A 23,066-nucleotide genomic window follows, 5' to 3' on the forward strand; every position below is an offset into this window, starting at 1 on the left:
CGAGGGTCGGTGGGCCGCTCAGGGGGTCGCGGCGGGCGGGACGGGTGCCGGCAGCGCCAGTGCCACGGTGAGGTCCAGCAGGCAGTGCGGGTCGGTGAGCCGCTCGCCGTAGAGCTGGCGGAGCTGACCCATCCGGTACCGGACGGTCTGCGGGTGGACGAAGAGGTCGGCGGCGACGTCGTCGCGTCGCCCCTGGTGCAGCAGCCAGGAGCGCAGTGTCTCGGCGAGCCGCTCGGCACTGGCCGGGGGCAGCGCGGCCAGTGGTTGCAGCACCCGGGCACGCAGGTCGGCCAGAGCCTCCAGGTCGGCGCTGAGCAGCAGTTCGGCCAGATGGTGCTCGGTGTCCACCGGCTCCCCGTCGTCGGGCGGCGCGATGCCCAGGGCGTTGAGCCGCAGCACCCGCTCGTAGGACGAACTGGCCCGGACCCACGAGCGGGCCGGGCCCAGCACGGCGCGTCGGCCCTGCAACACCCGGGCGAGCTGCCGTCGCCGGTCGCCGTGCATGTCCGGTACGAGCAGCACGGCGGTCTCTGCGCCCGACTCCCCGGCGGGCAGTTCCTCGTTGCTCTCCAGGGTGTGCTCGTCGAGCAGGGCCAGTGCGCCGCGCAGCTTCGTCTGCGGCAGCAGCACGACGGTCAGCGTCTGCGGCAGCGGCCAGTCGGCCCGCTCCGCGCTGCGCACCAGCACGTCCTCCGGCTCGCCGAGGAGCAACTGCTGGGTGAGACGTTCCAGGTTCCGCCGCCGGGCCCGCCCGACGCTGGCCAGCTCGTCGGCGTGCCCGGCCACGCTGGCCGCGGAGAGTTCGTCGATGTAGGCGAACATCAGCTCGGCGAACTCGGCGACCGCAGCGGCGGGTGACCCGATCGCCACCGTGGTGGCGGCCAGTTCCCGCCAGGAGACCCGGGCGCCGATCCGGTACGCGGCCAGCAGCGCGTCCACGCTGCGACCCGACCGGGCCTCGCCGCTGCCCAGCGCGTACGCGGCCTCCAGCGCCGGGACCAGCGGTGTGCTGGGATCGCCGCCGTGGGACCGTTCGAGCAGTTGCAGGAAGGTGCCCAACGCGATCTGCACCGCGTTCTCGATCTTGTCCCGCATCTGTCCGGTCAGGGTGCCGGAGTAACTGGGCACCTCCGCCGTGATCGCGGTGACGGTCCGTTCGGCGACCAGCGGCAGGCGCTCGCGCAGCTCACGGGCTACCCGCTGGTCCAACTCGATGCGAGCCGCCCGGTGGCTGGTGCCGGAACTTTCCGCCACGTTGTTCTCCCCGCACAAAACGGATGGGTCGCTTTACCTTCGCCGGCCAAGATTTTATGCCCAGCACACGGCGACCATCGTTCTATGACCGCCACCGTTCCGCGACCCGGCGCCAAGGTATCCCTTCGACGCCGTCTGTGGCGACTCGCCGAGTCGGTGACCACACCGGTACTGCCCGGGGACTACCTCGACCTGGTCGCCCCGCTGCGGGCCAGCGCCGACCTGCGCGGGCGGATCGTCGAGGTGCGCCCTGAGACGGCGGACGCGGCGACCGTGCTGATCCAGCCGGGCCGCAGCTGGCGTGGCCACGTCCCCGGCCAGTACGTGCGCCTCGGCGTCGACGTGGACGGCGTACGCCAGTGGCGGGCCTATTCGGTGACCTCGGCACCCGGCCGCCGCACCGACCCGATCTCGGTGACCGTCAAGGCGATCCCCGACGGCGTGGTCAGCAACCACCTGGTGCGGCGGGCGCGCCCCGGCACGCTGGTGCAGCTCGACCAGGCACGCGGCGACTTCGTGCTGCCCTCGCCGGCGCCGGAGCGGGTGCTGTTCCTTACCGCAGGTAGCGGCATCACCCCGGTCGCCGGGATGCTGCGCTCGGGCGCGCTGGACGGCAGCGACGTGGTGCTCGTCCACTCGGCGCCGACCGCCGACGACGTGGTCTTCGGCCCGGAACTGCGTGCCCTCGCCGCACGCGGCGCCCTGCGGCTGGTGGAGCGCCACACCTCCGTCGAGGGCCTGCTGGACGTCGCCGAACTCGACACGCTCGTCCCCGACCACCTGGAGCGCCGGACCTGGGCGTGCGGCCCGCTCGGTCTGCTCGACGCGGCCGAGGCACACTGGGAGGCCCGTGGGCAGGTCGAGCGCCTGCACACCGAACGCTTCCGACCCACGATCATCACCGCCGGTGACGGCGGCACGGTCACCTTCACCAACTCGTCGGTGACGGTGGCGGCCGACGGCACCACCCCGCTGCTCGACGCCGGTGAGAACGCCGGCGTGCTGATGCCCTCCGGCTGCCGGATGGGCATCTGCTTCGGCTGCGTGCTGCCACTTCGCCAGGGCGCTGTCCGCGACCTGCGCAACGGACAGCTCACCACCGCCCTGCCGGGCGACGGCGTACGCGTGCAGACCTGCGTGTCGGCCGCGGCCGGGCCCTGCGAACTCGAGATCTGAATCGGAGAACCGCCGCCGTGACCGTGATCCAGAAGAAGGCCAACAACCCGATCGCGCACCTCACCGCCGAGGACATCGAGAACCTCGGCCGGGAGCTCGACGCCCTGCGGGAGCGGGTGATCAACTCCCGGGGTGAGCGGGACGCCGCGTACATCCGCAAGGTCATCTCGACGCAGCGCAAGCTGGAGGTCGGCAGCCGGGTGGTGCTGCTGTTCTCGCTGTTCCCGCCGGCCTGGATCATCGGCACCGCGGGTCTGTCGGTGGCCAAGATCCTGGAGAACATGGAGATCGGGCACAACGTCCTGCACGGTCAGTGGGACTGGATGCGCGACCCGAAGATCCACTCGACGAGCTGGGAGTGGGACCACGCCACCCCCGCCTCGCAGTGGAAGGAATCGCACAACGAGCTGCACCACCGCTACACGAACGTGGTCGGCAAGGACAACGACCTCGGGTACGGCATCATGCGGGTGGACGAGGACCAGCCCTGGCACCCGGCCTACCTGGGCCAGCCGGTCTACAACTTCGTCAACGCCTGCTTCTTCGAGTACGGCGTCGCCGCGTACGACCTCGACCTGGCCAACAACCTCAAGGACGGCAAGCACAAGAGCCCGGAGTTCCGGGCCCGGCTCCGCGCGGTCGGCCGCAAGATCCGCCGCCAGGCGCTCAAGGACTACGTGGTCCATCCGCTGCTGTCCGGCCCGTCGTTCTTCCACACCATGGCCGCGACCTTCACCGCCAACCTGGTCCGCAACGTGTGGAGCCACTCGGTGATCATGTGCGGGCACTTCCCGAAGGGCGTGGAGACCTTCGAGAAGACCTCGATCGAGGGGGAGACCCGGGGCGAGTGGTACCTGCGGCAGATGCTCGGCTCGGGCAACATCAGCGGTAGCAAGCTGATGCACATCATGACCGGCAACCTGTCGTTCCAGATCGAGCACCACCTCTTCCCCGACCTGCCCAGCAACCGCTACCAGGAGATCGCCCCCGAGGTGCGGGCGCTCTTCGACAAGTACGGCCTGAAGTACGTCACCGGCTCCCTGCCGCGACAGGTGCTCTCCGCGTGGGGCAAGGTCTTCCGCCTCGCCCTGCCGAACCGCCGCCGCCGCACCGAGACGACCTCGGACGACCGACCGGCGACGCCCGCGCTGGCCGCCGCCGGCGTCTGACACCGCCGACTTCCGAGCCGCCGGTCAACGGCGGCTCGGATAGTTCTGGGCCGACCGCCGCCCCTTGACGAAAGCCAGCACGATCACCGCGACGAGCGCGATGACACCGATGATGAGCAGCCAACGGACCGCTTCGAGAAGCAGCCCGAGCAGGACGAGCACACCGGCCACCACGCCGACCACCCAGAGCAGGGCACGCATCTCCACCTCCTGGACGGGTCGCCCGGACGATCCGGGCGGCCTGCCTGGTCAGCTACCCCGTCCGGCCCGGCCTCATGCCTGCCCGACCAGGTCGGGGCCGGTCGTGGTCTGCGCCACATAGACCGTGTTGGCCGATTCGCCGCCGGTCAGCGGGTTCGCGAAGCGCACCACGTGGCTGTGGTGGGTCGGGAAGACCTCGGCGAGCACCCGCTCGAACCCCGGCTCGGGCGGGTCGTCCGACCAGAGCGCGAACACCCCGCCCGGCCGCAGCAACCGCGCCAGGCGACCCAGCCCCGCCGGAGTGTAGAAGTCGGCGTGGCTCGGGTGCAGCACATGCTGGGGGGAGTGGTCGACGTCCAGGATGATGGCGTCGAAACGACGCCCCGGCGCGTCGGGGTCGAGGCCCTCCCCGCCGGCCACCCGGGCGAAGAAGTCGGCCCGGGCCAACCGGGTACGCGGATCGGTGGTCAGCCCGGCGGCGAACGGCAACAACTCGCGCCGGTGCCAGTCGATGACGTCCTCGAGCGCCTCCACCACCAGCAGTGCGCCCACCCGTTCGTCGGCCAGCACGGTCCGCGCCGTGTACCCGAGCCCGAGACCGCCGACCGCCACGTCCAGACCGGTCCCGGCGAGCGGCGCCAGCCCCAACCGGGCCAGCTCGACCTCACCGGCGGTGAAGAGGCTCGACATCAGGAACTCGTCGTCGAGTTTGACCTCGTACACGTCGAGGTCGAGACGGAGGTCCCGGCGTCGGCGCAGGCTGATCTCACCGATCGGGGTCGGACGCCAGGCCAGTTCCTCGAAACGTACGCTCACCGGCCGGATGCTACGCGGTTGCCGACGGGTGGTGACGCACGGTCCACGCGACATCGACACGCCGCATATCCTGTGCGCCGACCGTCTCGCGCGGAGGAGATCGCATGCCGTCGCGGCAGGACCAGCTCCACTCGTACCAGTTCACCCTCCAGCGGGTGGTGGCGGCGCTGGTGATGCGCGAGACCGACCCGGTGCAGTCACCGATGCGTCGGCTCGCCGGTGCCGCGCTGGCCAGCGTCCTGGTGGCGGTCGTCGGGCTGGGGGCGTTCGCCCTCTACGGCCTGTTCACCGGGGGTGGCGCGACGTGGCGGGACACCGCCGCCGTCATCGTCGAGAAGGAGTCCGGTGCCCGGTTCGTCTACCGCGAACAACGCCTGCACCCGGTGCGCAACTACGCGTCGGCGCTGCTCATCGTCGGTGCGGAGCAGCCGAGAACCGTGGTGGTGTCACGCCGTTCGCTCGACGGGGTGCCGCGTGGCGTACCGCTGGGCATCGGCGACGCACCCGACTCGCTACCGGACACCCGGCGGCTCACCACCGCGCCGTGGACGGTCTGCTCGTCGGTGGCGACCCCGGCCGGAACCGAGCGGCCCCGCTCGGTGCTGATGATCGGCGCCGGGGCCGACGACGGTCGGCCGCTCGGCGCGTACGCCCTGCTGCTGCGCGCCCCCGACGGCGCGCTGCACCTGCTCTGGCAGCAGCGACGGCACCTGGTCCGGGACACCGACCGGGTGCTGGCCGCGTTGGCGGTCACCCGGGCGCGGGCCGTTCCGGTGGCTGCGGCCCTGCTCAACGCCGTCCCGGCCGGGACGGACCTGAAGCCGCTGGAGATACCCGGCCTCGGTGACCGCTCCGTCGGCGTCGCCGGTGCGCGGGTCGGCGACGCGCTGGTGGTGCGCAACCCCGGTGGCGGACGGCAGTACGCGGTGGTGCTCCGCGACGGTCTGGCCGGCATCACCGAGTTGCAGGCCGCGCTGCTGCTGGCCCGGACCGGCCAGCGCGAGCCGGACCAGGTCAGCCTCGGTCGCTTCGCCGCCCTGCCGCAACTCGACGACCTCGCCCCGAACGGAGCCGGCGCGCCACCCGAACTGCCGCCGCCGCTGGCCACCGAGGACGCGTCGACGCTCTGCGCGCGGGTCGGCGACGACACCGGCCCGGTCGACGTACGCCTGGGCGTGGCCCTGCCGGAGCCGGCCGCCGCCCCGCACCGACCGACCGGTCAGGTGGCCGAGCAGGTGGTGGTGGAGCCGGGACGTGGCGCGGTGGTCGAGTCCGTCGCCGCACCCGGTGCCACCGGCGGGGCGGTCTCGCTGGTCACCGACCTCGGACGGCGGTACGTCCTGGCCGACGCCGCCGTACCGGCCATGCTCGGCTACGGCGACGTGCGACCGGTCCGGTTGCCTGCGGGCGTGGTCGACCTGGTCCCCGCCGGAGCCTCCCTGGACCCCGAGACGGCCCGCCAGGCCGCCACCCCCGACTGAGCCCGGTCCGGTGCAAGGAAGGGCCCCCTACTAACGCCTGGTGTATAGGAAGGGTCCCCTCCTTACACCTCAGGGCAGTTATGGGGTGGGGCGGCGCAGGATGGTGACGGCGAAGTCGGCGTCGTCCCGCCACGGACGCAGGTCCCAGGTCGCGAAGCGGTGCTCCAGGCGTAGCCCGGCGGCGACCACGTCGGCGTCGAAGTCGGGCAGCGGATAGCCCCGGTCGGTGCCGAATCCGATCGCCGCCACCCCGTCCGGGCGCAGGTGCGCGGCGACGCGCCGCAGCACGGCGACCTCGGTGCCGGCCGCCACGAAGGCCATCACGTTGCCGGCCAGGACGGCCGCGTCGAAGGGCTCGGGTTCGCCGGCCGCCGCGAGGTCCAGCTCGGTCAGGTCGGCGATCAGCCAGCGTGGTCCCGGATGGTCGGCGCGGGCCGCCTCGACCAGGACCGGATCGGCGTCCACGCCGACCACGGTGTGCCCCCGGGCGGCCAGCTCGGCACCGACCCGGCCGGTGCCGCAGCCGGCGTCGAGGATCCGGGAGCCCGGCGGCACCAGCGCGTCCAACAGCCGCGCCTCCCCGGCCAGGTCGATCCCGTCGGCCGCCATGCGGCGGAACCGGTCGACGTACCACTGGGAGTGCTCGGGGCCGGTGTCGGTGGCCCACCGGGTCGGGTTGCCCATGGGCCCACCGTAACCGGCGGGCCTCAGGGCAGCCGGGCGACGGTCACGAACTCGTTGTACGTGAACGCCCGCCCGGCGATGCGGGGGAACGGGAAGGAGTACTGCCGTAGCACGGTCAGCCCGAGTTCGCGGCAGGTCTCGGCCGCCTCGGCGAAGCCGACGAACCGGACGTGCGACGCGTCGCTGTCGTACCCGCGCTCCTGCGGGGTGATGAAGACCGCCCGGCCGCCGGAACGGACGAACGGCAGGTACGACGCGACCACCTCGCGGGCCTGCTCGGCCGGCATGTGTTCGAGCAGGTGCGCGGCGAGCATGGAGTCGAACGCGTCCGTCCGGGCGTGCGCGCTGCGGAAGAACTCATCGGTGGTGTACGCCTCCAGCCCGAGCGAGCGGGTGTGCGCCACCGAGGTCGGGTTGTGGTCGACGCCGACCGCGCCGGCGCCCAGGTTGACCAGGTTGCGGCCCAACCCGGACCCGACATCGAGGGTACGGCCGAGGCCGAGCCGTCGCAGGTTCCACCGGTACGGCGCCTGCACGTCCAGGAGTCTCTTCCACCGGGCGCCACTGAGCTGCTGCAACCGGTGGGTGTAGTCCTCGCCCTCGGTTCCCGTGGGACCCTGGTGCATCGATGGGCTCCTTCGCGTCGATCGTTCGCGCGCCCCCGTGCGCAGTGACTGGTGCCACGATCGTCTAGCCTAGCGAGGAGCGTAGCGCTACCTGGATGTGACTCATGGTTAACCGGACTGTTCCGTCGAGCGGGCCGAGCCCTGCCCCGGCCGACCTGGCCAGTGGGCGGTACGCCGCGCTCCGGCAGTCGGCGTGGGCCACTCTGGACGGCAACTGGGAACACGACCACACCGTGCCGTCGCGCAGCCTCTATCCGCACCAGTGGAGTTGGGACTCGGCGTTCATCGCGATCGGCTGGGCCCACGTCCGGCCCGAGCGCGCCTGGTCGGAGCTGTCCAGCCTCTTCGACGCCCAGTGGCGTGACGGCCGGGTGCCGCACATCGTGTTCAACCCGGCGGTGCCCGCCACCGCGTACTTCCCGGGTCCGGTCTTCTGGGCCTCGACCGAGGTCGAGGGTGCCCCTGCGGTCGCCACCTCGGGTCTGGTCCAGCCGCCGGTGCACGCGCTGGCCGCCTGGCACGCCTACGAGCGGGCGCCGTCCCCGCAGGCCCGGGACGCGTTGCGGCGGCTCTATCCCCGGCTGGTGGCGCAGCAGCGGTACCTCGCCACCCACCGCGACGTCGGCGGGGCCGGGCTGGCGGCCGTGGTGCACCCGTGGGAGTCCGGCCTGGACAACAGCCCGGCCTGGGACGAACCGCTGGCTGCGGTACCCGCCGAGGCGTCGGTCATGCGGGCGTACCGGCGGCGCGACACCGTGCACGCCGCCGCCGCGCACCGGCCGACGGACCTGGACTACGCGCGGTACGTCGCCGTCGTCACCGCCTACCGGGCGGCGGGTTACCGCGACGAGGGGCTTGCCGAGCGGCATCCGTTCCTGGTGGAGTGTCCGCTGTTCAACGCCGCGATGGGCGTCGCCGAGCACGCGTTGGCGCGCATCGCCGGGGAGGTCGACGCCGACCCTGGACCGCACCGGGAGAACGCGACCCGCATCACCGCGGCGCTGGTGGACCGGCTGTACGACCCGGCCACCGGTACGTTCCACGCCCGCGACCTGCGCACCGGTCGGTTGACCCCGGCCCGGACGGTGCTCGGGCTGACCCCGCTGATCCTGCCCGACCTGCCGGCACGGCAGGTCGAGGCGGTGCTGGCGGAGGCCACCTCGGCGCGCTTCGGTCTGGCCGCCGGGATGGATCGGCCGCTGCCCAGCCACGACCGCACCGCGACCGACTTCGAGCCGCTGCGCTACTGGCGCGGTCCGAGCTGGATGAACGTGAACTGGCTGGTGCGGCACGGCCTGCTGGCGCACGGGCAGGACCGACTCGCCGCCGGCCTGCGGGCGTCGATGATCGGGCTGGTCGAGACCGCCGGTTGTCACGAGTACTTCCACCCGGAGACCGGCGCGGGTCTCGGCTCGGCGGGTTTCGGGTGGACGGCGGCACTGCTGCTGGACGTGCTGGCCGACTGACCGCCGCCGGGGCCGGGCACCACGGATGCGCGTGGCAGGTAGCTTTGCGGGCCGGGCCTTGCCCCCGGCGCGGCGGTGACGTGCCACCGGCGGGTGGGACGGCCTGGACGGACGGAGGGGCGCGATGAGCCGGGACAGCTACGACGAGCAGCTCGACCGACTCACCGGCGTGCTGGCCGCGATGAGTCGCGACGCCAGCGCGGCGATCCGGGGTGCCAGCACCGCCCTGCTCGACATCGACCGGGGCGCCGCCGACGCGGTGATCACCGCCGACACGGTGCTCGACCAGCGGCGGGCCGAGGTCGAGGCGATGATCCCGCAGGTGCTGGTCCGGCACCAGCCGGTCGCGTCCGACCTGCGGCTGGTGGTGTGCGCCCTGCGGATCGCCGGCGCCCTGGAACGGATGGGTGACCTCGCGGTGCATGTCGCCAAGGTGGTCCTGATGCGGTATCCGGTGGGTGTGGTTCCGGCACCGGCGGTCCCGGTGATGACCGAGATGGCCGACGCGGCGGCCCGGATCGCCGACAAGACCGCCGTCGTGCTGGCCACCCGCGACCGGTTGGACGCGATGCAGCTCGGGCTCGACGACGACGAGGTCGACGCCGCCCAGCAGCGGTTGCTGTCGCAGCTCGTGGCCGGCTGGCCGTACGGGGTGGAGTCCGCCATCGACCTGGCGCTGGTCGGCCGCTACTACGAGCGGTACGCCGACCAGGCGGTCAACGTGGCGCGACAGGTCGTCTACCTGGCCACGGGCACCATCCGGCTCTGACCGGGGTCCCATTCCGGGCATCCGGCACGTCGCCCCCGGAACGTCACATCCCGACTCCGGTCCGGCCACCGGTCGAGCCGTCAAGTTCACTTTTCGTTCACCTGGGTCCGGGAGTCCGGCTACCTGCGCCTCCTACCTTGACTCGCGTACGGCCCGGACGGGCTGATGCACCCCGATAGGAAGGCTTACCTGGTGAACCGCAACGTGCTCTCGCGGCGCGTCCTCGCCGGCGTCGCGCTTGCCGCGCTCGCGCTTACCGGCTGTGGAAGCAATGACAACGGCACGGAGCCGGGCGGAAGCGGCGGCGACAGCGCCTACGCGAACCTCTCCGGCGCGTTGAACGCCTCCGGCGCCAGCTTCCCGGACGCGTATTACCAAGAGGTCATCGAAGAGTTCAAGGGCGTTGCCTCCAACGTCACGGTCACCTACAACGCGACCGGCTCCGGCACCGGCAAGAAGCAGTTCGGTGAGGGCCTGGTCGACTTCGCCGGCACCGACAGCCTGGTGAAGGAGACCGACGGCGTGGCCGCCGACTCGTTCCTCTACGTGCCGACCGTGGCGGCGCCGATCACGATCTCCTACAACCTCCAGGGCGTCGAGAAGCTCCAGCTCAGCCCGGAGACGCTTGCCAAGATCTTCCAGACCGACATCAAGACCTGGGACGACGCCGCCATCAAGGCCGACAACCCGGGCGTCGAGCTGCCCAGCACGCCGATCGTCGTCGCGCACCGCTCGGACGGCTCCGGCACCACCAACAACTTCACCAAGTACCTGGCGGCTGCCGCCGGCTCCACCTGGAAGCTCGGCAGCGGTGACACGGTGGCCTGGCCGGCCAGCACCCAGGGCGGTGAGAAGAACACCGGTGTCGCGCAGATCGTCAAGCAGACCAACGGCGCGGTGGGCTACGTCGACCTGAGCGACGCCAAGGCCACCCAGCTCACCTTCGCCGCCATCAAGAACAAGGACGGCCAGTTCGTCGCGCCGTCGATCGAGGGCACCACCGCCGGCCTGGAGGGCGCGGCGGTCGAGGCGGACCTGAGCTACAACCCGCTCGACGCCGCCGGGGCCAGCTCGTACCCGATCACCGCACCGACCTTCATCATCGTCAAGACCTCGTACGGCGACGCCGCAAAGGCCGAGCTGGTCAAGGGCTTCCTCACCTACCTGCTCAACGAGGGCCAGGACCTGGCTCCGGAGATCGACTTCGCGCCGCTGCCGGACTCCCTCAAGGAGAAGGCGCTGGCCCAGGTCGAGAAGATCCAGGGCTGATCAGATCAAGATCGCTGGGCGTTCCATCCGGGGACGGGATCGACACGATCCCGTCCCCACCAGGGGTACCTGAGCTGGAGTGAAGATGACCGTGACAACCAAGTCCCCCGACCCCCGGCCGACGCTGGCCCAAAGCGGTTCCAGCGCCCTCGGCGACCGGGTCTTCTCCTGGTGGACCCTGGGCACCGGCCTGCTCGTGCTGGCCGTGCTCGGGCTGATCCTCGTCACCACCGTGACCGAGGCGTGGCCGGCGTTCGACGCGATGGGGCTGCGCTTCATCACCGAGCGGGTCTGGGACCCGAATCCGGCGACCGGCGACGCCATCTTCGGCGCGCTGTCGTTCGCGTTCGGCACGGCTGTCTCGTCGCTGATCGCCCTGTTGTTCGCGGTGCCGGTCTCGATCGGCATCGCGCTGTTCCTCACCGAGTTGGCGCCCCGGCGGCTGCGCGCCCCGGCGGTGACCGTGATCGACCTGCTGGCCGCCGTGCCGTCGGTGGTCTTCGGCCTGTGGGGCATCCTGGTCGTCGCACCGGCGCTGGTCCCGATCTATCAGGCGATCCACGACGTGCTCGGCGGCGTGCCGGTGCTCGGCAGCCTCTTCGGCCCGGTGAGCAGCGGTCGGAACTTCATGACCGCCGGCATCATCCTGGCGATCATGGTGACGCCGATCATCACCTCGATCACCCGCGAGGTGTTCGGCACCGTTCCCCGCGCCGACAAGGACGCGGCCCTGGCGCTCGGCGCGACCCGCTGGGAGATGATCCGGGGCGCGGTCTTCCCGCACAGCTTCGGCGGCATCGTCGGCGCGGTGATGCTCGGCCTGGGCCGGGCGATGGGGGAGACCATCGCGGTGGCCCTCGTCATCGGCGGTTCGACCCAGATCACCGCCAACCTGTTCGCCTCCGGCAACACCATGGCCGCGGTCATCGTGCAGCAGTTCGGCGAGTCCACCGGCACCTTCACCGCCGCCCTGATCGGCCTCGGTGTCGTGCTGTTCGCGATGACGGTACTGATCAACGTGCTCGCCCAGGTGGTCGTCCGCCGGGCCGAGGCGCGGATGAAGGGAAGCAGGTAATGACCGTCACCGCACCACCGGCCCAGCGGGCCGCAGCCGGCGGGCCCGACCTGACCAGGGCGGCCCTCTCCGGCCGTCGGCGGTTTCGCAACCACCTCGCGACGGGGGCCATCTGGACCGCCGTGCTGCTCGCCGTCGTCCCGCTGGCCCTGGTGACCTACGAGGTCGTCGCCAAGGGCTCCGGGGTGATGAGCCTGTCCTTCCTGACCGAGGACATCCCGAACTCCTACCGCCGCGACGGCGGTGGCATGTCGGCGGCGATCGTCGGCACGCTCACCATCACCGGCATGGCCGCACTGATGGCCATCCCGCTCGGCGTCTTCGGCGCGATCTACCTCAACGAGTACGGCAAGCAGAAGCCGCTGGCCCGGATCATCCGGCTGATGGCCGACGTGATGACCGGCGTGCCGTCGATCGTGATGGGCGTGTTCATCTACATCGCCTGGGTGCTGATGGTCGGCAAGCAGACCGGCTTCGCCGGTTCGTTGGCGCTTGCCTGCCTGATGCTGCCGGTGGTGATCCGCAGCAGCGAGGAGATGCTCCGGCTGGTCCCCGAGGAGCTGCGGCAGGCGAGCATGGCGCTGGGCGCGCGCAAGTGGCGTACCACGCTCACCGTCGTGCTGCCGGCGGCGATCTCCGGCATCACCAGCGGCTCGCTGCTGGCGGTGGCCCGGGCCGCCGGTGAGACCGCCCCGATCGTCATCGTCACCGGCATCGTGTTCGCGCCGAACTGGAACCTCTTCGACGGCACCAACACCGCGCTGCCCGCGCAGATCTTCCGCAACGCCAGCCAACCCTTCGAGGCGGCCCAGTCCCGGGCCTGGGGTGCCGCCCTGACGCTCATCGTGATCGTGCTCGGCTTCACGATCATCGCCCGACTCATCGCAAGCCGGTTCGCCATCAAGGAGCGCTGACATGGCCAGTAACGACACCGACCTCACCACCCGGCCGTCCGTCGCGGTGCACGCCCCCGGCACCACCGCCGCGGGTACCGTGTCGTCGACCGCACCGGTGATGCAGCTCCACGACGTCAGCGTCTTCTACGGCAGCTACGAGGCCGTGCGGGGCACCTCGATGCCGATCCAGCAGAACCAGGTCACCGCGATGATCGGGCCGTCGGGCTGCGGCAAGTCGACGGTGCTGCGGGCGCTCAACCGGATGAACGACCCGATCCCCGGCGCCCGGGTGGGAGGCGAGGTCCTCTTCCACGGCCAGAACCTGTACGCCAAGGAGGTCGACCCGATCCAGGTCCGCCGCCGCATCGGCATGGTCTTCCAGAAGCCGAACCCGTTCCCCAAGTCCATCTTCGACAACGTCGCGTACGGGCTGCGGATCAACGGCATCAAGGGCCGGCTCGACGACCACGTCGAGGAGGCGCTGACCCGTGCCGCGCTCTGGGACGAGGTCAAGGACAAGCTGCGCAAGAGCGCCCTGGCGCTCTCCGGCGGCCAGCAGCAGCGGCTCTGCATCGCCCGGACCATCGCGGTCAAGCCCGAGGTGATCCTCATGGACGAGCCCTGCTCGGCACTCGACCCGATCGCCACCGCCAAGATCGAGGACCTGATGTTCGAGCTGGCGAGCGACTACACCATCGTCATCGTCACGCACAACATGCAGCAGGCCGCCCGGGTCAGCCACTACACCGCGTTCTTCACCGCCGAGGTGGACGACAAGCAGGTGCGGCACGGCCGCCTGGTCGAGTTCAGCCAGACCGGCAAGCTGTTCACCAACCCCGCCGACAAGCGTACGGAGGACTACATCACCGGCCGCTTCGGCTGAGCCGGAGCGACGGTGCAACGGCGGGCCGCACGCCGTCCTGCCGTGCGGCGGACCGTCCTGCGCGGCGTGTCGACGTCGCGCCGGGCCCGAACCTGAACCGGAGCCGGTGTGCGATGAACATCCTCGTCGAGGCCACCAGGGGTGACCACCGAGCCGACGGGCGATTCGTGCTGCTCGTGGTGGACGACGACGAGAGCGTCGGCGCCGCGCTGGTCGCGCAGTTGGCCGACCACCGGGTACGCGGGCACCACTTCCCGCATGCCGCGGAGGCGCTGCTGGCCACCGGCGCCCTGCAACCGGACGCGGCCGTGGTCGCCGCCGGACTGGCCACCATGAGCAGCGCAGACCTGGTACGGCTGCTGGCCGGTCGGGCCGGTATCCCGACCGTGGTCGGGGTGGGCGACGACGACGGGGGCGTGGCCGTGGCCGCGCTCAAGGCGGGTGCCACCGCCGGTGTCCGGCGTCCGTACCGGGCCGAGGAGGTCCTGCCGATCCTGCGGGCCATCCGCCCGGACACCTCCGGCGCGCTCGACCCGCCGATCGAACTCGGTGGCCTGCAGGTGGACCCGGCGACGTTCGAGGTGAGCCTGGACGGTCGGGCGATCGCCCTGCCGTTGAAGGAGTTCAAGCTGCTCTACTTCTTCATGAGCCACGCCGAGCGTACGGTCACCCGCGAGCAGTTGCTCACCGCCGTGTGGGGCGGGCTTCCCGACGACAGCTCCAACACGCTGACCGTGCACATCAAGCGACTGCGTCGGCGTCTCGCCCTCGACGGCGACCGACCTCCGGTGATCGTGACCGTACGCGGCCTGGGCTACCGGTTCGTGCCCGCCGCGGCCCCGGCCATCCGTCCGACCTCGTGACCGCCCCCGCACCGCCGCCGTACCCGCCGACGACCGGGTGGGCGCCGGCCCCGCCGACGGGTACGGCACCGGACGGGATGGTCCTGGTGGCGGTGCCGCTGGCGTACGTGCCGCACGTCGCGCGCCTGCTGGCCGAGCTCGACGCCGGCCAGCGCTCGGGTCCGCCGCGTACCCGCATCGACTCGCCGCCGGGCCCGCCCGTCGCCGACTGGACGGTCGAGGACCTGCGTCGGCTCAGCCGGGGACGCAGCGCCACCCACCGGACGGTGGCCGCGGTGCTCGACGCGCTCGCCGCCGCCCCCGACCGGCTGTTCACCGTGCGGGACCTGGCCCAGGCCACCGGCCGTCCGCGCAAGAAGATCGTCGGGGCGATGGCGGGACTGACCCGGCTGTTGAAGGCGCACTACGACTACGCGGGTCGGGGACTTCCGTTCGCCCGGGTGGACGGGCGGCCGGAGGCGCCACGGGAACTCTGCTACACCGTGGACGCGCGGCGGGCGGCCTGCTGGCGCGAGGCCCGCTCGCCCCGGACACCGGAGAGCGGCTTCCCGGAACAACCCGTGCCCGCGACCGCACCGGGCCCGGCACACCCCGCAAGCTGAACTCCGTCGGGCGCGCGCCGCGGGTAAGCAGGGGTCCCCTGCTATACACCAGGCGTTAGCAGGGGACCCCTGCTTACCCGCCCAGGGCGGTTTGTCGGGGGGTGCCGGGGGTAATCGGCGCGGCGCCGACGACAGGAGGGCGCCGTGCGGTTTCCCCTATTCGTCGCCGCGGTGTCGCGCCGGTCGGGTCTGCCGTCCGAGCAGGCCGCCGCCGTGGCCCGTGCGGTGCTGGACACCGTCGTCGAGCGGATGGCGGGCGCGGCGACGACCGCCGACCCGACCGGGTACCTGCCGGACGAGCTGACCGGCGAACTGCCCGCCGGATCCGGTCCGACCCGGCCGGCGGAGTTCCTGCGCCGGGTGGCCCAGCGGGCCGGCGTGGACGCCCCGACGGCCTCGGCCGGGGCGGAGGCGGTCTTCGCCACGCTGCGCGAGACGGTCACCGTGGACGAGTTCCGGCAACTGGTGGCGCGCCTGCGGACCTCGCCGGGTGGTCCGTTCGACGGGCCGGGCGGACGCCTGCCCTGACGCGGCACCGGCCTCGGGGCGGGGGAGGACCTGCCGCCACCCGGCACGCCCGGCCGGGCGGACCGTTTCGCGGCCCGGTGGTGTCTCCCTGCCCGTGGGGCGGTCGGGGGCAGCGGATAGGCTGCCGCCGTGGCAGGTCTGTTGAGGAGTATGGCGGCCCGTGTCGGCGCGGTGATCCCGGGTCCCCGGCGTAGCGGGCCGACCCCGGCGAAGACCGCGCGACCGCGTCAGGTCACCGCGTTGCAACGCCGCGTGCTGTCGTACGCCCCGGAGCCGGACGGTCAGGCCGATCCGGGCGAGATCGTCTGGACCTGGGTTTCCTACGAGGACGATCCCCGGCAGGGCAAGGACCGCCCGGTGCTGGTGGTCGGACGGCACAGCCGGACGCTGTTCGCGCTGATGCTGTCCAGCCGCAGCGACCGTGACGGCGAACGGCACTGGCTGGCGCTCGGGCCCGGCGAGTGGGACCGGGAGAAGCGGCCCAGCTGGGTACGGCTGGACCGGGTGCTGACCATGCGGGAGGACGGCATCCGCCGGGAGGGCGCCGTGCTGGACCGGGCCCGGTTCGACCGGGTCGGCCAGGCGTTGCGCGCCGGGTACGGCTGGCAGTGACCTTCCCGCCGGCGCTCAGCCCGATTCGGGGCCGGTGGCCGCGTGCCGGGTGTCCGGCGGCGGGTACGGCTGCTCGGCGAGCAGTCGCGCGAGGTGGGCGCTGTTGAGTGCCAGCGCCGAGGTCGTCCGGCCGGTGGTGTCGGGCTTCGGGCGTACGTCGAGGTAGTCGGTCTTGTGCAGCGCCTCGCCGACCCAGTACGTCGCCCCGGCCGCCGGGCAGGTGAAGCCGACCTCGTTGAGCGCCTGTTGCACCTGGCCGATGGTGTGGTGTGCGCCGTCCTCGTTGCCGACCACGGCCACCGCGCCGACCTTGCCGTAGGTGAGTAATCGGCCCTGCTCGTCGGTCTCGGCGAGTTCGGCGTCCAGCCGTTCCAGCACCATCTTGCACACGCTGGACGGCTGCCCCAGCCAGATCGGCGTGGCGATCACCAGGATCTGCGCGGCGAGCAGCTTCGCCCGGATGTCCGGCCAGCCGTCGCCGTCGCCCTCGTCGGTGGAGACACCGAACCGGACGTCGTGGTCGACGACGCGGACCAGGTCGCCCTCGACGTCCTGTTCGGCGAGGGCGTCGAGGACCTCGCGCCCGAGCGCCTCGGAACTGGTGTGCGCCGGTGAGCGTTTGAGGGTGCAGTTGAGCACCAGGGCCCGGATGTTCGCCACGATCGTCCCTCCGGCCGTCGTTCCGCTGATTCCGGTCCGTTACCCGCCTTCGGCACGGTCACGCCCCGATTCCGGGACGGAGGTCAGCACTCGGCGAGGTGGGGGCTGTCGCGCAGTTCCCGGCGGGCCCGGCCGGCGCCGATGCCCTTGGCCTCGTACATCGCCGCGTCGGCCCGGTCGAGGGCCTCGTTGAGCTGCGCGCCCTGCACCGGTGCGAGGCCGACCGAGGCGGTCACCCGGAGGGTGACGGCGCCCAGGGGGATCGGTGCGGCGAGCATGTCGCAGAGCCGTCGGGTGGCGTGGTCGATCCAGCGGCGGTCCACCGTGGGGGTGGCCAGCAGCCCGGCGAACTCGTCCCCGCCGAGCCGGGCGACCAGGTTGTCCCCGGCGAAGGTGGCCAGCCGCTCGGCGACGCTGATCAGCACGTGGTCACCGGCGGCGTGTCCGTACCGGTCGTTGATCTGCTTGAAGTCGTCCACGTCCAGCACCACGGCGACCAGCGGGCGACCCGCGCTGTCGGTGAGCAGTGTGGCGGCGAGGCGGTAGAAGGCACGCCGGTTCGGTAGGCCGGTCAGCGGATCGTGGCTGGCGGCGTGCCGCTCGGCGGTCAGCTCTGCCTGGAGGCGGCCGATCTCCGTCTCGGCGCGTACGGCCCGACGTCCGAGTTGCCAGGAGGAGAGCAGGGCACCGACGGCGCAGATACCGGACGCGACAGTGAGCGGATCCGGCACGCACCTCTCCCTTCGCCGCGAGCACGTCCCGCGTCCGGCCGACGGGTGTGTGCCAGACACCTCGTTTCCCCTGGTGGCGGCCGAGATCGCGTGACAGAAAGTGAGCGGATGGGCACCGCTCACTTGCGCTATCATGCTCGCTGTCCAATGCAGATGCAATAGCAGATGCACGTGCAGATGAGTTGACTCCATCCCTTTTGCCGCTACCGCTCCTCCCACGGCACCGGCGCCTACCGGAGAGAACCGACGCCACCATGCAGCAGCCCCCGAACGGCGTTCCCGTCGCCCAGTTGCCTCCCCTCGTCTGGCAGAAGAGCCAGCGCAGCAATCCCAGTGGAAACTGCGTCGAGCTGGCGGAACTGCCCGAGGGGGCGGGGATCGCCATGCGCAACTCCCGCCACCCGGAGGGGCCGGCGCTGATCTACACCGTGGACGAGATCGCCGCGTTCGTGCTCGGCGCCCGGGACGGGGATTTCGACCATCTGATCGACTGACCGTCCATCCCACGGCTGGGATTCGCCGCGCGCGGGACGGAGGTTCATCTCACTGATGGTTCATGGCATGCTTACACGTCGGTCGGACCGGTCCGTCGGTTCGATCGACGACGAAGGCGTGCGGAGGGCGGCAGGTGACCATGGTTTCCGCGGAGGAGGGTCCGGCGGCGGGCCCCACCGTGCTGCGGATGCTGCTGGGTGCCCAACTGCGGCGGTTGCGTGAGTCGCGCGGGGTCACCCGGGAGAAGGCCGGCTGGGAGATCCGCTCCTCCGAATCGAAGATCAGTCGGATGGAGCTGGGTCGGGTCGGGTTCAAGGAACGCGACGTCGCCGACCTGCTCACGCTCTACGGCGTCACCGCCGAACAGGAGCGCGGCGCGCTGCTCAAGCTGGCCCGGGGCGCCAACAACCCGGGCTGGTGGCACCGCTACGGCGACGTGCTGCCGTCGTGGTTCCAGTCGTACCTGGGCCTGGAGGCGGCGGCGGCGCTGATCCGCAGCTACGAGGTGCAGTTCGTGCCGGGCCTGTTGCAGACGCGCGAGTACGCCCGCGCCGTGGTGCTGCTCGGGCACGGCCAGGCCTCGCCGGCGGAGATCGACCGCCGGGTGGACCTGCGGATGCGTCGGCAGGAGGTGCTGCACCGGGCCAAGCCGCCCCGGCTCTGGGCGGTGGTCGACGAGGCGGCGCTGCGCCGTCCGATCGGTGGCCCGCAGGTGATGCGGGGCCAGTTGGAGGCCCTGCTCAAGGCCACCCGGACGCCGAACGTCCGGGTGCAGGTCATCCCGTTCGCCGCCGGTGGGCACGCCGCCGCCGGTGGCGCGTTCACCATCCTGCGCTTCGGCGACCAGGACCTGCCGGACATCGTCTACATCGAGCAGTTGACCAGCGCGATCTATCTGGACAAGCGCGAGGACCTCGATTTCTACGCGGTGGCGATGGAGCGGCTCTGCGTCGAGGCCGAGCCGCCGGAGCGTACGGCGGAGATCCTGGAACGGATGATCGCCGACCTCGACCCCAGCTGACCGATCCGCGCCGGGGCGGCGTGGATTGACACCTGACGAACTGCTGGCTAATCTCTGGATCGATCCAGTTACTGAATCGATCCAGAACGGGGTGGCGCATGAAACCGACCCTGCGGGCCGTCGCCGAGGCGGTCGGTGTCTCGCGCAGCACCGTCTCCAACGCCTACAGCCGTCCCGACCAGCTCTCCACCGAGTTGCGGGCACGCATCCTGGAAGCCGCCCGGCAGATGGGCTATCCCGGGCCCGACCCGACCGCACGATCGTTGCGCCGGGGCTTCGTCGGCGCCATCGGCGTGCTGTTCACCTCGCGGCTGTCGTACGCGTTCACCGATCCCTTCGCGGTCCGGTTCGTCACCGGCGTCGCCGAGGCGGCCGAACGTCATGACAGCAGCCTGTTGCTGGTGCCGTTGCCGCCGGACCCGGCCGGTGCCCGGCGGGCGGTGGAGAACGCCGCCGCCGACGGGTTCTGCGTCTACTGCGCCGGAGGCGAGGAAGGCATTCTCGACACCATCCGTGGTCGCGGACTTCCCTTCGTCACCACCTCGTCGCGGCCCCGCGCGGACGACCGGTGGGTCGGCATCGACGAGCGGGCCGCCGCTCGCTCGGTCGCCGCACACCTGGTCGACCTCGGCCACCGACGGGTCGCGCTGCTCGGCCACGACGTCCTGCCGCGCGCCGACACCGGTCTGCTACGCGTCGCCGACGTGGCCGACGTGCCGCACCCCACCACCCGCGACCGACTCGCCGGCTTCGCCGACGCCTTCGCGACCGCCGACGTGCCCTGGACCGACCTGACTGTGCTCACCGCCCAGGACAACACCCGGGACGCCGGGGCCACCGCCGCCCGCGCGCTGGCCGCCCTGGCCGAACCACCCACTGCGGTGCTGGCCGCCTCCGACGTGCTCGCCCTCGGCGCGCTCGACGCGCTGCGCGAGCAGGGCGGGCGGGGGCGACAGGTCTCCGTCACCGGCTTCGACGACATCGCCGAGGCCGCCACGGCCGGCCTGACCACGGTGCGCCAACCCGCCGAGCAGAAGGGCCGCACCGCCGCCGAACTGCTCCTCGACCCGCCCGGGGACGCCCGTGCGCGTCAGATCCTGCTGCCCACCACGCTGGTCGTCCGGACCAGTTCCGGACCTGCCCCGAGGAGCTGAACCATGGAACAGCCGACCGGCTTCGTGTTCGCCATCGACGCGGTCACCCGCCACGTCAACTCCGCCCGGCCGGACGCGCCGATCCGTCCCGATCCGCCCCGCACCGCGCGTTTCGCCGCCGGTCGTCGCCGCGCCGCCACGGCGCTGCGCCGGCTCGCCGACCAGATCCAACCGCCCGCGTTGCCCAGTCCGACGAACTGCGTCCGGTAGAAGCGGCCGGCGACGGGGCGGGAGCGGCGAGGCGGGTCCGCGATCCCCGGACCGTTGCCGACCAGGCCGCTCGGGTGGTGTGCGGGGCGGTGCACCAGGCAGACTGGGACCGATGTCAGCCTTCACCTCCAGCCTGCGGTTGCACGACCGCTACGTGCTGCGCGACCGGATCGGCCTGGGCGGGATGTCCGAGGTCTGGTGGGCCGACGACGAGATCCTCGGCCGTCCCGTCGCCGTGAAGGTCCTCGCCGGCTCGTTCGCCGTCGACCCGGACCTGCGGGCCGTCCTCCGGCGTGAGGCCCGCGCCGCGGCACGCCTGACCCACCCGCACGTCACCCAGGTCTACGACTACGGCGAGGCCGCCCTCGCCGGTGGCACGGTGGTGCCGTTCCTGGTCATGGAACTCGTCGACGGGCAGAACCTCGCCGACCGGCTCGCCGACGGCCCGCTGCCCTGGCCGTCGGCGCTGCGCACGGCCGCGCAGGTGGCCGCCGCCCTGGCCGCCGCGCACCGCATCGGCGTGGTGCACCGCGACATCAAGCCGGGCAACGTGATGCTCACCGAGACCGGCGCCAAGGTGCTCGACTTCGGCATCGCCGCGCCGGCCGGGCCACCGCACCCCGGTCCCGGCCCGACCGGCGAGCCCATGATGGGTACGCCCGCGTACACCGCGCCGGAACGCTTCGGGTCCGGGGCCCCGGACCCGGCCAGCGACGTGTACGCCCTCGGCGCGCTGCTCTACCGCACCGTCACCGGTGAACCCCCGCTGCCCGTGCACAGCTGGGAGGACGCCCTGGTGGTGCACGCCAACCGCCGTCCGGTGCCGCCGCCGCGCGTACCCGGCCTGCCGGCCGAGCTGGCCGACCTGATGCTGGCCTGCCTCGATCCCGATCCGGGGCGCCGCCCCACGGCGGGCCAACTGGCGGCGCGGTTCGCCGCCGGCGCGAGCGGTGCGCCCTCGTCGGCCACGACCGTGCTGCCGATCGTCACGGCCACCGCCCCGGTGGACCCGTCCACCGGGGCCCGCACGGCGGCCGACGCACACCCGTCGACGCTCGTCGACCGGACCGGCACCTGGTCGGCGACGGCCCGACCGCCCTCCGGCGCCCGGTCCACGCCGGACAGTCCCGTCCGGGGCCTTCCCGGCCGCCCACGGCGTCCCCGACGCCCGGTCGGGGCGGTGGTCGCGACCGGTCTGGCCCTGGTGGTCGGCGTCGGTACGGCGGTCGCCCTGAGTGGCGGCGGCGACGGAGTGCCGGCGGCAACGCCCAGCACCGCTCCGGCCGCGCCGCCGCCGACCTCCGCGCCCCCGCCGACGTCTGCCGCCCCACGACCCAGCCCCACGCCGTCGACCAGCCGACCCGAGCCGGTCAATCTGCGGCAGACCGCGGGCGAACTCATCGCGCTGCTCGTCGAGGGGCAGTTCACCGGCGACATCGACCGCAAGGTCGCCGACCGGCTGCGCAAGGACCTGGCCGAACTCGCCACCGGTAAGCCCAAGGACCGCGAGAAGCGTATCGAGAAGGTGCGTGACCGCCTCGACGACGAGGTGGAACGCGGCCGCGTCCCGGCCGACTTCGCCGACCGCCTGGAGCGGCTGCTCGACCAGGTCGAGGACTCACTCGACGACGAGGACGACGACTGACCGGCCTCAGGTGAGCGTGACCCGGGCGAACTCGCCCGGCGTCGTGCCCGCGCGGGCCAGCACCGCGCCGTCGGACGCCCAGATCGCCGAGCGCCCGGCGGTCTCCACAAAGCCACCGCCGGTCGAGCCGGCGAAGCTCGCCGTCGCGACCACCACCCGGTGCGTGGTGGAGATCCGTAGCGCCCGCTCGTCCTGGACCGCCGTGTCGGCAGCGTGGTCGACGACCGACGCGACGTAGACGTCGACGCCGAGGGCGCAGGTCCGGGCGGCGTGTTCCGGCACGCCGGTGTCCTTGCAGATCGCCAGGCCCAGCCGCCAGCCGTCGACGGTCAGCACGACCGGCTCCGGGCCGGGCGCGAACCGCCGGGCCTCCACCGTGCCGAGCGACATCTTCCGGTACGCCACACGCGCGCCGGTGTGGTCCACCGCGAGGGTGGCGATGTGCTCACCGGCCACCGGCGCGCCGGCCAGCGCCAGCGTCCCCGTCTGGGTGCACGCCTCGACGAGCGGTGTCAGCCGCGGGTCGGTCGGGTCGAGCGCCGGCGCGTCCAGTTCGTACCCGGTCAGCGAGAGTTCGGGGAAGACCACCACCCGGGAGGCCGCGGCCCGGACCAGCGCGGCGTGTGCCGACACGTTCGCCTCGACGTCGTAGGCCACGCACGGCGGCTGGGCGGCGGCGATCCGCAGCGGGCTGCGCGCGGGAATGCCACTCATGCCGAGTAGCTTAGAGCGACCGGTGACAGGGCGTGGGGGACGAGGCGGCCCTGGTGCCGATCGCTC

At 72.3% G+C, this 23,066-nt stretch carries 26 protein-coding genes; 18 read left to right on the forward strand and 8 right to left on the reverse strand.

What is annotated here, in order from left to right; genetic code table 11:
* Positions 1-18: 18 nt before the first annotated feature.
* The gene (locus HUT12_RS17375) at positions 19-1,254 is read right to left on the reverse strand and encodes a CdaR family transcriptional regulator (protein WP_176094052.1); all 1,236 of its coding nucleotides are present in this window, start codon (positions 1,252-1,254) and stop codon (positions 19-21) included.
* Positions 1,255-1,338: 84 nt separating this feature from the next.
* On the opposite strand from HUT12_RS17375, the gene HUT12_RS17380 reads away from it, so the two are divergent.
* Both HUT12_RS17380 and HUT12_RS17385 read left to right on the forward strand, forming a co-directional pair.
* Positions 1,339-2,430 carry a ferredoxin reductase gene (locus tag HUT12_RS17380; RefSeq protein WP_131052816.1) on the forward strand — a complete coding sequence of 364 codons (1,092 nt, stop codon included), beginning with the start codon at positions 1,339-1,341 and terminating at the stop codon, positions 2,428-2,430.
* A gap of 17 nt (positions 2,431-2,447) precedes the next feature.
* The gene (locus HUT12_RS17385; protein WP_131052815.1) at positions 2,448-3,599 is read left to right on the forward strand and encodes an acyl-CoA desaturase; all 1,152 of its coding nucleotides are present in this window, start codon (positions 2,448-2,450) and stop codon (positions 3,597-3,599) included.
* A gap of 24 nt (positions 3,600-3,623) precedes the next feature.
* Here the strand turns inward: HUT12_RS17385 and HUT12_RS17390 are convergent, their stop codons facing one another.
* Both HUT12_RS17390 and HUT12_RS17395 read right to left on the reverse strand, forming a co-directional pair.
* Positions 3,624-3,800 (reverse strand): hypothetical protein, encoded by a 177-nt coding sequence (locus HUT12_RS17390; RefSeq protein WP_162854349.1) that lies wholly within the window; start codon positions 3,798-3,800, stop codon positions 3,624-3,626.
* 72 nt (positions 3,801-3,872) lie between these two features.
* Entirely contained in the window at positions 3,873-4,616 is a 744-nt protein-coding gene (locus HUT12_RS17395; RefSeq protein ID WP_176094053.1) for a spermidine synthase, read from the reverse strand.
* Between the two features lie 104 nt (positions 4,617-4,720).
* On the opposite strand from HUT12_RS17395, the gene eccB reads away from it, so the two are divergent.
* The gene (gene eccB / locus HUT12_RS17400) at positions 4,721-6,097 is read left to right on the forward strand and encodes a type VII secretion protein EccB (RefSeq protein ID WP_176094054.1); all 1,377 of its coding nucleotides are present in this window, start codon (positions 4,721-4,723) and stop codon (positions 6,095-6,097) included.
* Between the two features lie 78 nt (positions 6,098-6,175).
* Here the strand turns inward: eccB and HUT12_RS17405 are convergent, their stop codons facing one another.
* Together HUT12_RS17405 and HUT12_RS17410 are read right to left on the reverse strand one after the other, a co-directional pair.
* On the reverse strand, positions 6,176-6,781 hold the full coding sequence (locus HUT12_RS17405) for a bifunctional 2-polyprenyl-6-hydroxyphenol methylase/3-demethylubiquinol 3-O-methyltransferase UbiG (RefSeq protein ID WP_176094055.1): 606 nt from the start codon (positions 6,779-6,781) through the stop codon (positions 6,176-6,178).
* A 23-nt stretch (positions 6,782-6,804) separates the two neighbouring features.
* Positions 6,805-7,407, reverse strand: coding sequence for a bifunctional 2-polyprenyl-6-hydroxyphenol methylase/3-demethylubiquinol 3-O-methyltransferase UbiG (locus HUT12_RS17410; protein ID WP_176094056.1), 603 nt, complete (start codon positions 7,405-7,407; stop codon positions 6,805-6,807).
* Positions 7,408-7,511: 104 nt separating this feature from the next.
* Here HUT12_RS17410 and HUT12_RS17415 point away from each other — a divergent pair, with 104 nt between their 5' ends.
* The 10 genes from HUT12_RS17415 (at position 7,512) to HUT12_RS17460 (ending at position 16,370) form a co-directional block, all read left to right on the forward strand.
* A complete protein-coding gene (locus HUT12_RS17415) occupies positions 7,512-8,873 on the forward strand; it encodes a hypothetical protein (RefSeq protein ID WP_254876861.1) in 1,362 nt (453 codons plus the stop codon).
* A 124-nt stretch (positions 8,874-8,997) separates the two neighbouring features.
* Entirely contained in the window at positions 8,998-9,642 is a 645-nt protein-coding gene (gene phoU / locus HUT12_RS17420) for a phosphate signaling complex protein PhoU (protein WP_131052810.1), read from the forward strand.
* Between the two features lie 192 nt (positions 9,643-9,834).
* Entirely contained in the window at positions 9,835-10,911 is a 1,077-nt protein-coding gene (gene pstS, locus HUT12_RS17425; RefSeq protein ID WP_131052809.1) for a phosphate ABC transporter substrate-binding protein PstS, read from the forward strand.
* Between the two features lie 85 nt (positions 10,912-10,996).
* Positions 10,997-11,986 carry a phosphate ABC transporter permease subunit PstC gene (gene pstC / locus HUT12_RS17430; protein WP_236145691.1) on the forward strand — a complete coding sequence of 330 codons (990 nt, stop codon included), beginning with the start codon at positions 10,997-10,999 and terminating at the stop codon, positions 11,984-11,986.
* A complete protein-coding gene (gene pstA / locus HUT12_RS17435) occupies positions 11,986-12,900 on the forward strand; it encodes a phosphate ABC transporter permease PstA (protein WP_131052807.1) in 915 nt (304 codons plus the stop codon). The genes pstC and pstA overlap by 1 nt, the downstream gene beginning before the upstream one ends.
* Before the next feature lies 1 nt (position 12,901).
* On the forward strand, positions 12,902-13,765 hold the full coding sequence (gene pstB / locus HUT12_RS17440) for a phosphate ABC transporter ATP-binding protein PstB (protein ID WP_131052806.1): 864 nt from the start codon (positions 12,902-12,904) through the stop codon (positions 13,763-13,765).
* A 113-nt stretch (positions 13,766-13,878) separates the two neighbouring features.
* Complete coding sequence (locus HUT12_RS17445) at positions 13,879-14,628, forward strand: response regulator transcription factor (RefSeq protein ID WP_176094057.1); 750 nt, start codon at positions 13,879-13,881, stop codon at positions 14,626-14,628.
* Complete coding sequence (locus tag HUT12_RS17450; RefSeq protein ID WP_176094058.1) at positions 14,625-15,230, forward strand: hypothetical protein; 606 nt, start codon at positions 14,625-14,627, stop codon at positions 15,228-15,230. Before HUT12_RS17445 ends, HUT12_RS17450 begins: the two co-directional genes overlap by 4 nt.
* 144 nt (positions 15,231-15,374) lie before the next feature.
* Positions 15,375-15,758, forward strand: coding sequence for a DUF2267 domain-containing protein (locus HUT12_RS17455; protein WP_131055936.1), 384 nt, complete (start codon positions 15,375-15,377; stop codon positions 15,756-15,758).
* A 129-nt stretch (positions 15,759-15,887) separates the two neighbouring features.
* Positions 15,888-16,370 (forward strand): type II toxin-antitoxin system PemK/MazF family toxin, encoded by a 483-nt coding sequence (locus HUT12_RS17460; RefSeq protein WP_131055938.1) that lies wholly within the window; start codon positions 15,888-15,890, stop codon positions 16,368-16,370.
* Between the two features lie 15 nt (positions 16,371-16,385).
* On the opposite strand, the gene HUT12_RS17465 is transcribed toward HUT12_RS17460, so the two are convergent.
* The gene (locus HUT12_RS17465; RefSeq protein WP_176094059.1) at positions 16,386-17,030 is read right to left on the reverse strand and encodes a flavodoxin family protein; all 645 of its coding nucleotides are present in this window, start codon (positions 17,028-17,030) and stop codon (positions 16,386-16,388) included.
* Between the two features lie 83 nt (positions 17,031-17,113).
* The gene (locus HUT12_RS17470; protein ID WP_176094060.1) at positions 17,114-17,761 is read right to left on the reverse strand and encodes a GGDEF domain-containing protein; all 648 of its coding nucleotides are present in this window, start codon (positions 17,759-17,761) and stop codon (positions 17,114-17,116) included.
* 254 nt (positions 17,762-18,015) lie between these two features.
* Here HUT12_RS17470 and HUT12_RS17475 point away from each other — a divergent pair, with 254 nt between their 5' ends.
* The 5 genes from HUT12_RS17475 to HUT12_RS17495 all read left to right on the forward strand — a co-directional run bounded on the left by HUT12_RS17475 (position 18,016) and on the right by HUT12_RS17495 (position 22,286).
* Positions 18,016-18,255 (forward strand): DUF397 domain-containing protein, encoded by a 240-nt coding sequence (locus tag HUT12_RS17475; RefSeq protein ID WP_131055942.1) that lies wholly within the window; start codon positions 18,016-18,018, stop codon positions 18,253-18,255.
* A gap of 134 nt (positions 18,256-18,389) precedes the next feature.
* The gene (locus HUT12_RS17480) at positions 18,390-19,277 is read left to right on the forward strand and encodes a helix-turn-helix transcriptional regulator (RefSeq protein WP_176094061.1); all 888 of its coding nucleotides are present in this window, start codon (positions 18,390-18,392) and stop codon (positions 19,275-19,277) included.
* Between the two features lie 98 nt (positions 19,278-19,375).
* Complete coding sequence (locus tag HUT12_RS17485; RefSeq protein WP_131055946.1) at positions 19,376-20,431, forward strand: LacI family DNA-binding transcriptional regulator; 1,056 nt, start codon at positions 19,376-19,378, stop codon at positions 20,429-20,431.
* A 3-nt stretch (positions 20,432-20,434) separates the two neighbouring features.
* Positions 20,435-20,641, forward strand: coding sequence for a hypothetical protein (locus HUT12_RS17490; protein WP_176094062.1), 207 nt, complete (start codon positions 20,435-20,437; stop codon positions 20,639-20,641).
* Between the two features lie 112 nt (positions 20,642-20,753).
* Positions 20,754-22,286, forward strand: coding sequence for a serine/threonine-protein kinase (locus HUT12_RS17495; protein WP_176094063.1), 1,533 nt, complete (start codon positions 20,754-20,756; stop codon positions 22,284-22,286).
* Between the two features lie 6 nt (positions 22,287-22,292).
* Here the strand turns inward: HUT12_RS17495 and HUT12_RS17500 are convergent, their stop codons facing one another.
* Positions 22,293-23,000 carry a carbon-nitrogen hydrolase family protein gene (locus tag HUT12_RS17500; protein ID WP_176094064.1) on the reverse strand — a complete coding sequence of 236 codons (708 nt, stop codon included), beginning with the start codon at positions 22,998-23,000 and terminating at the stop codon, positions 22,293-22,295.
* Positions 23,001-23,066: the final 66 nt, after the last annotated feature.

This window comes from Verrucosispora sp. NA02020, from assembly GCF_013364215.1.
Taxonomy (GTDB): Bacteria; Actinomycetota; Actinomycetes; order Mycobacteriales; family Micromonosporaceae; genus Micromonospora.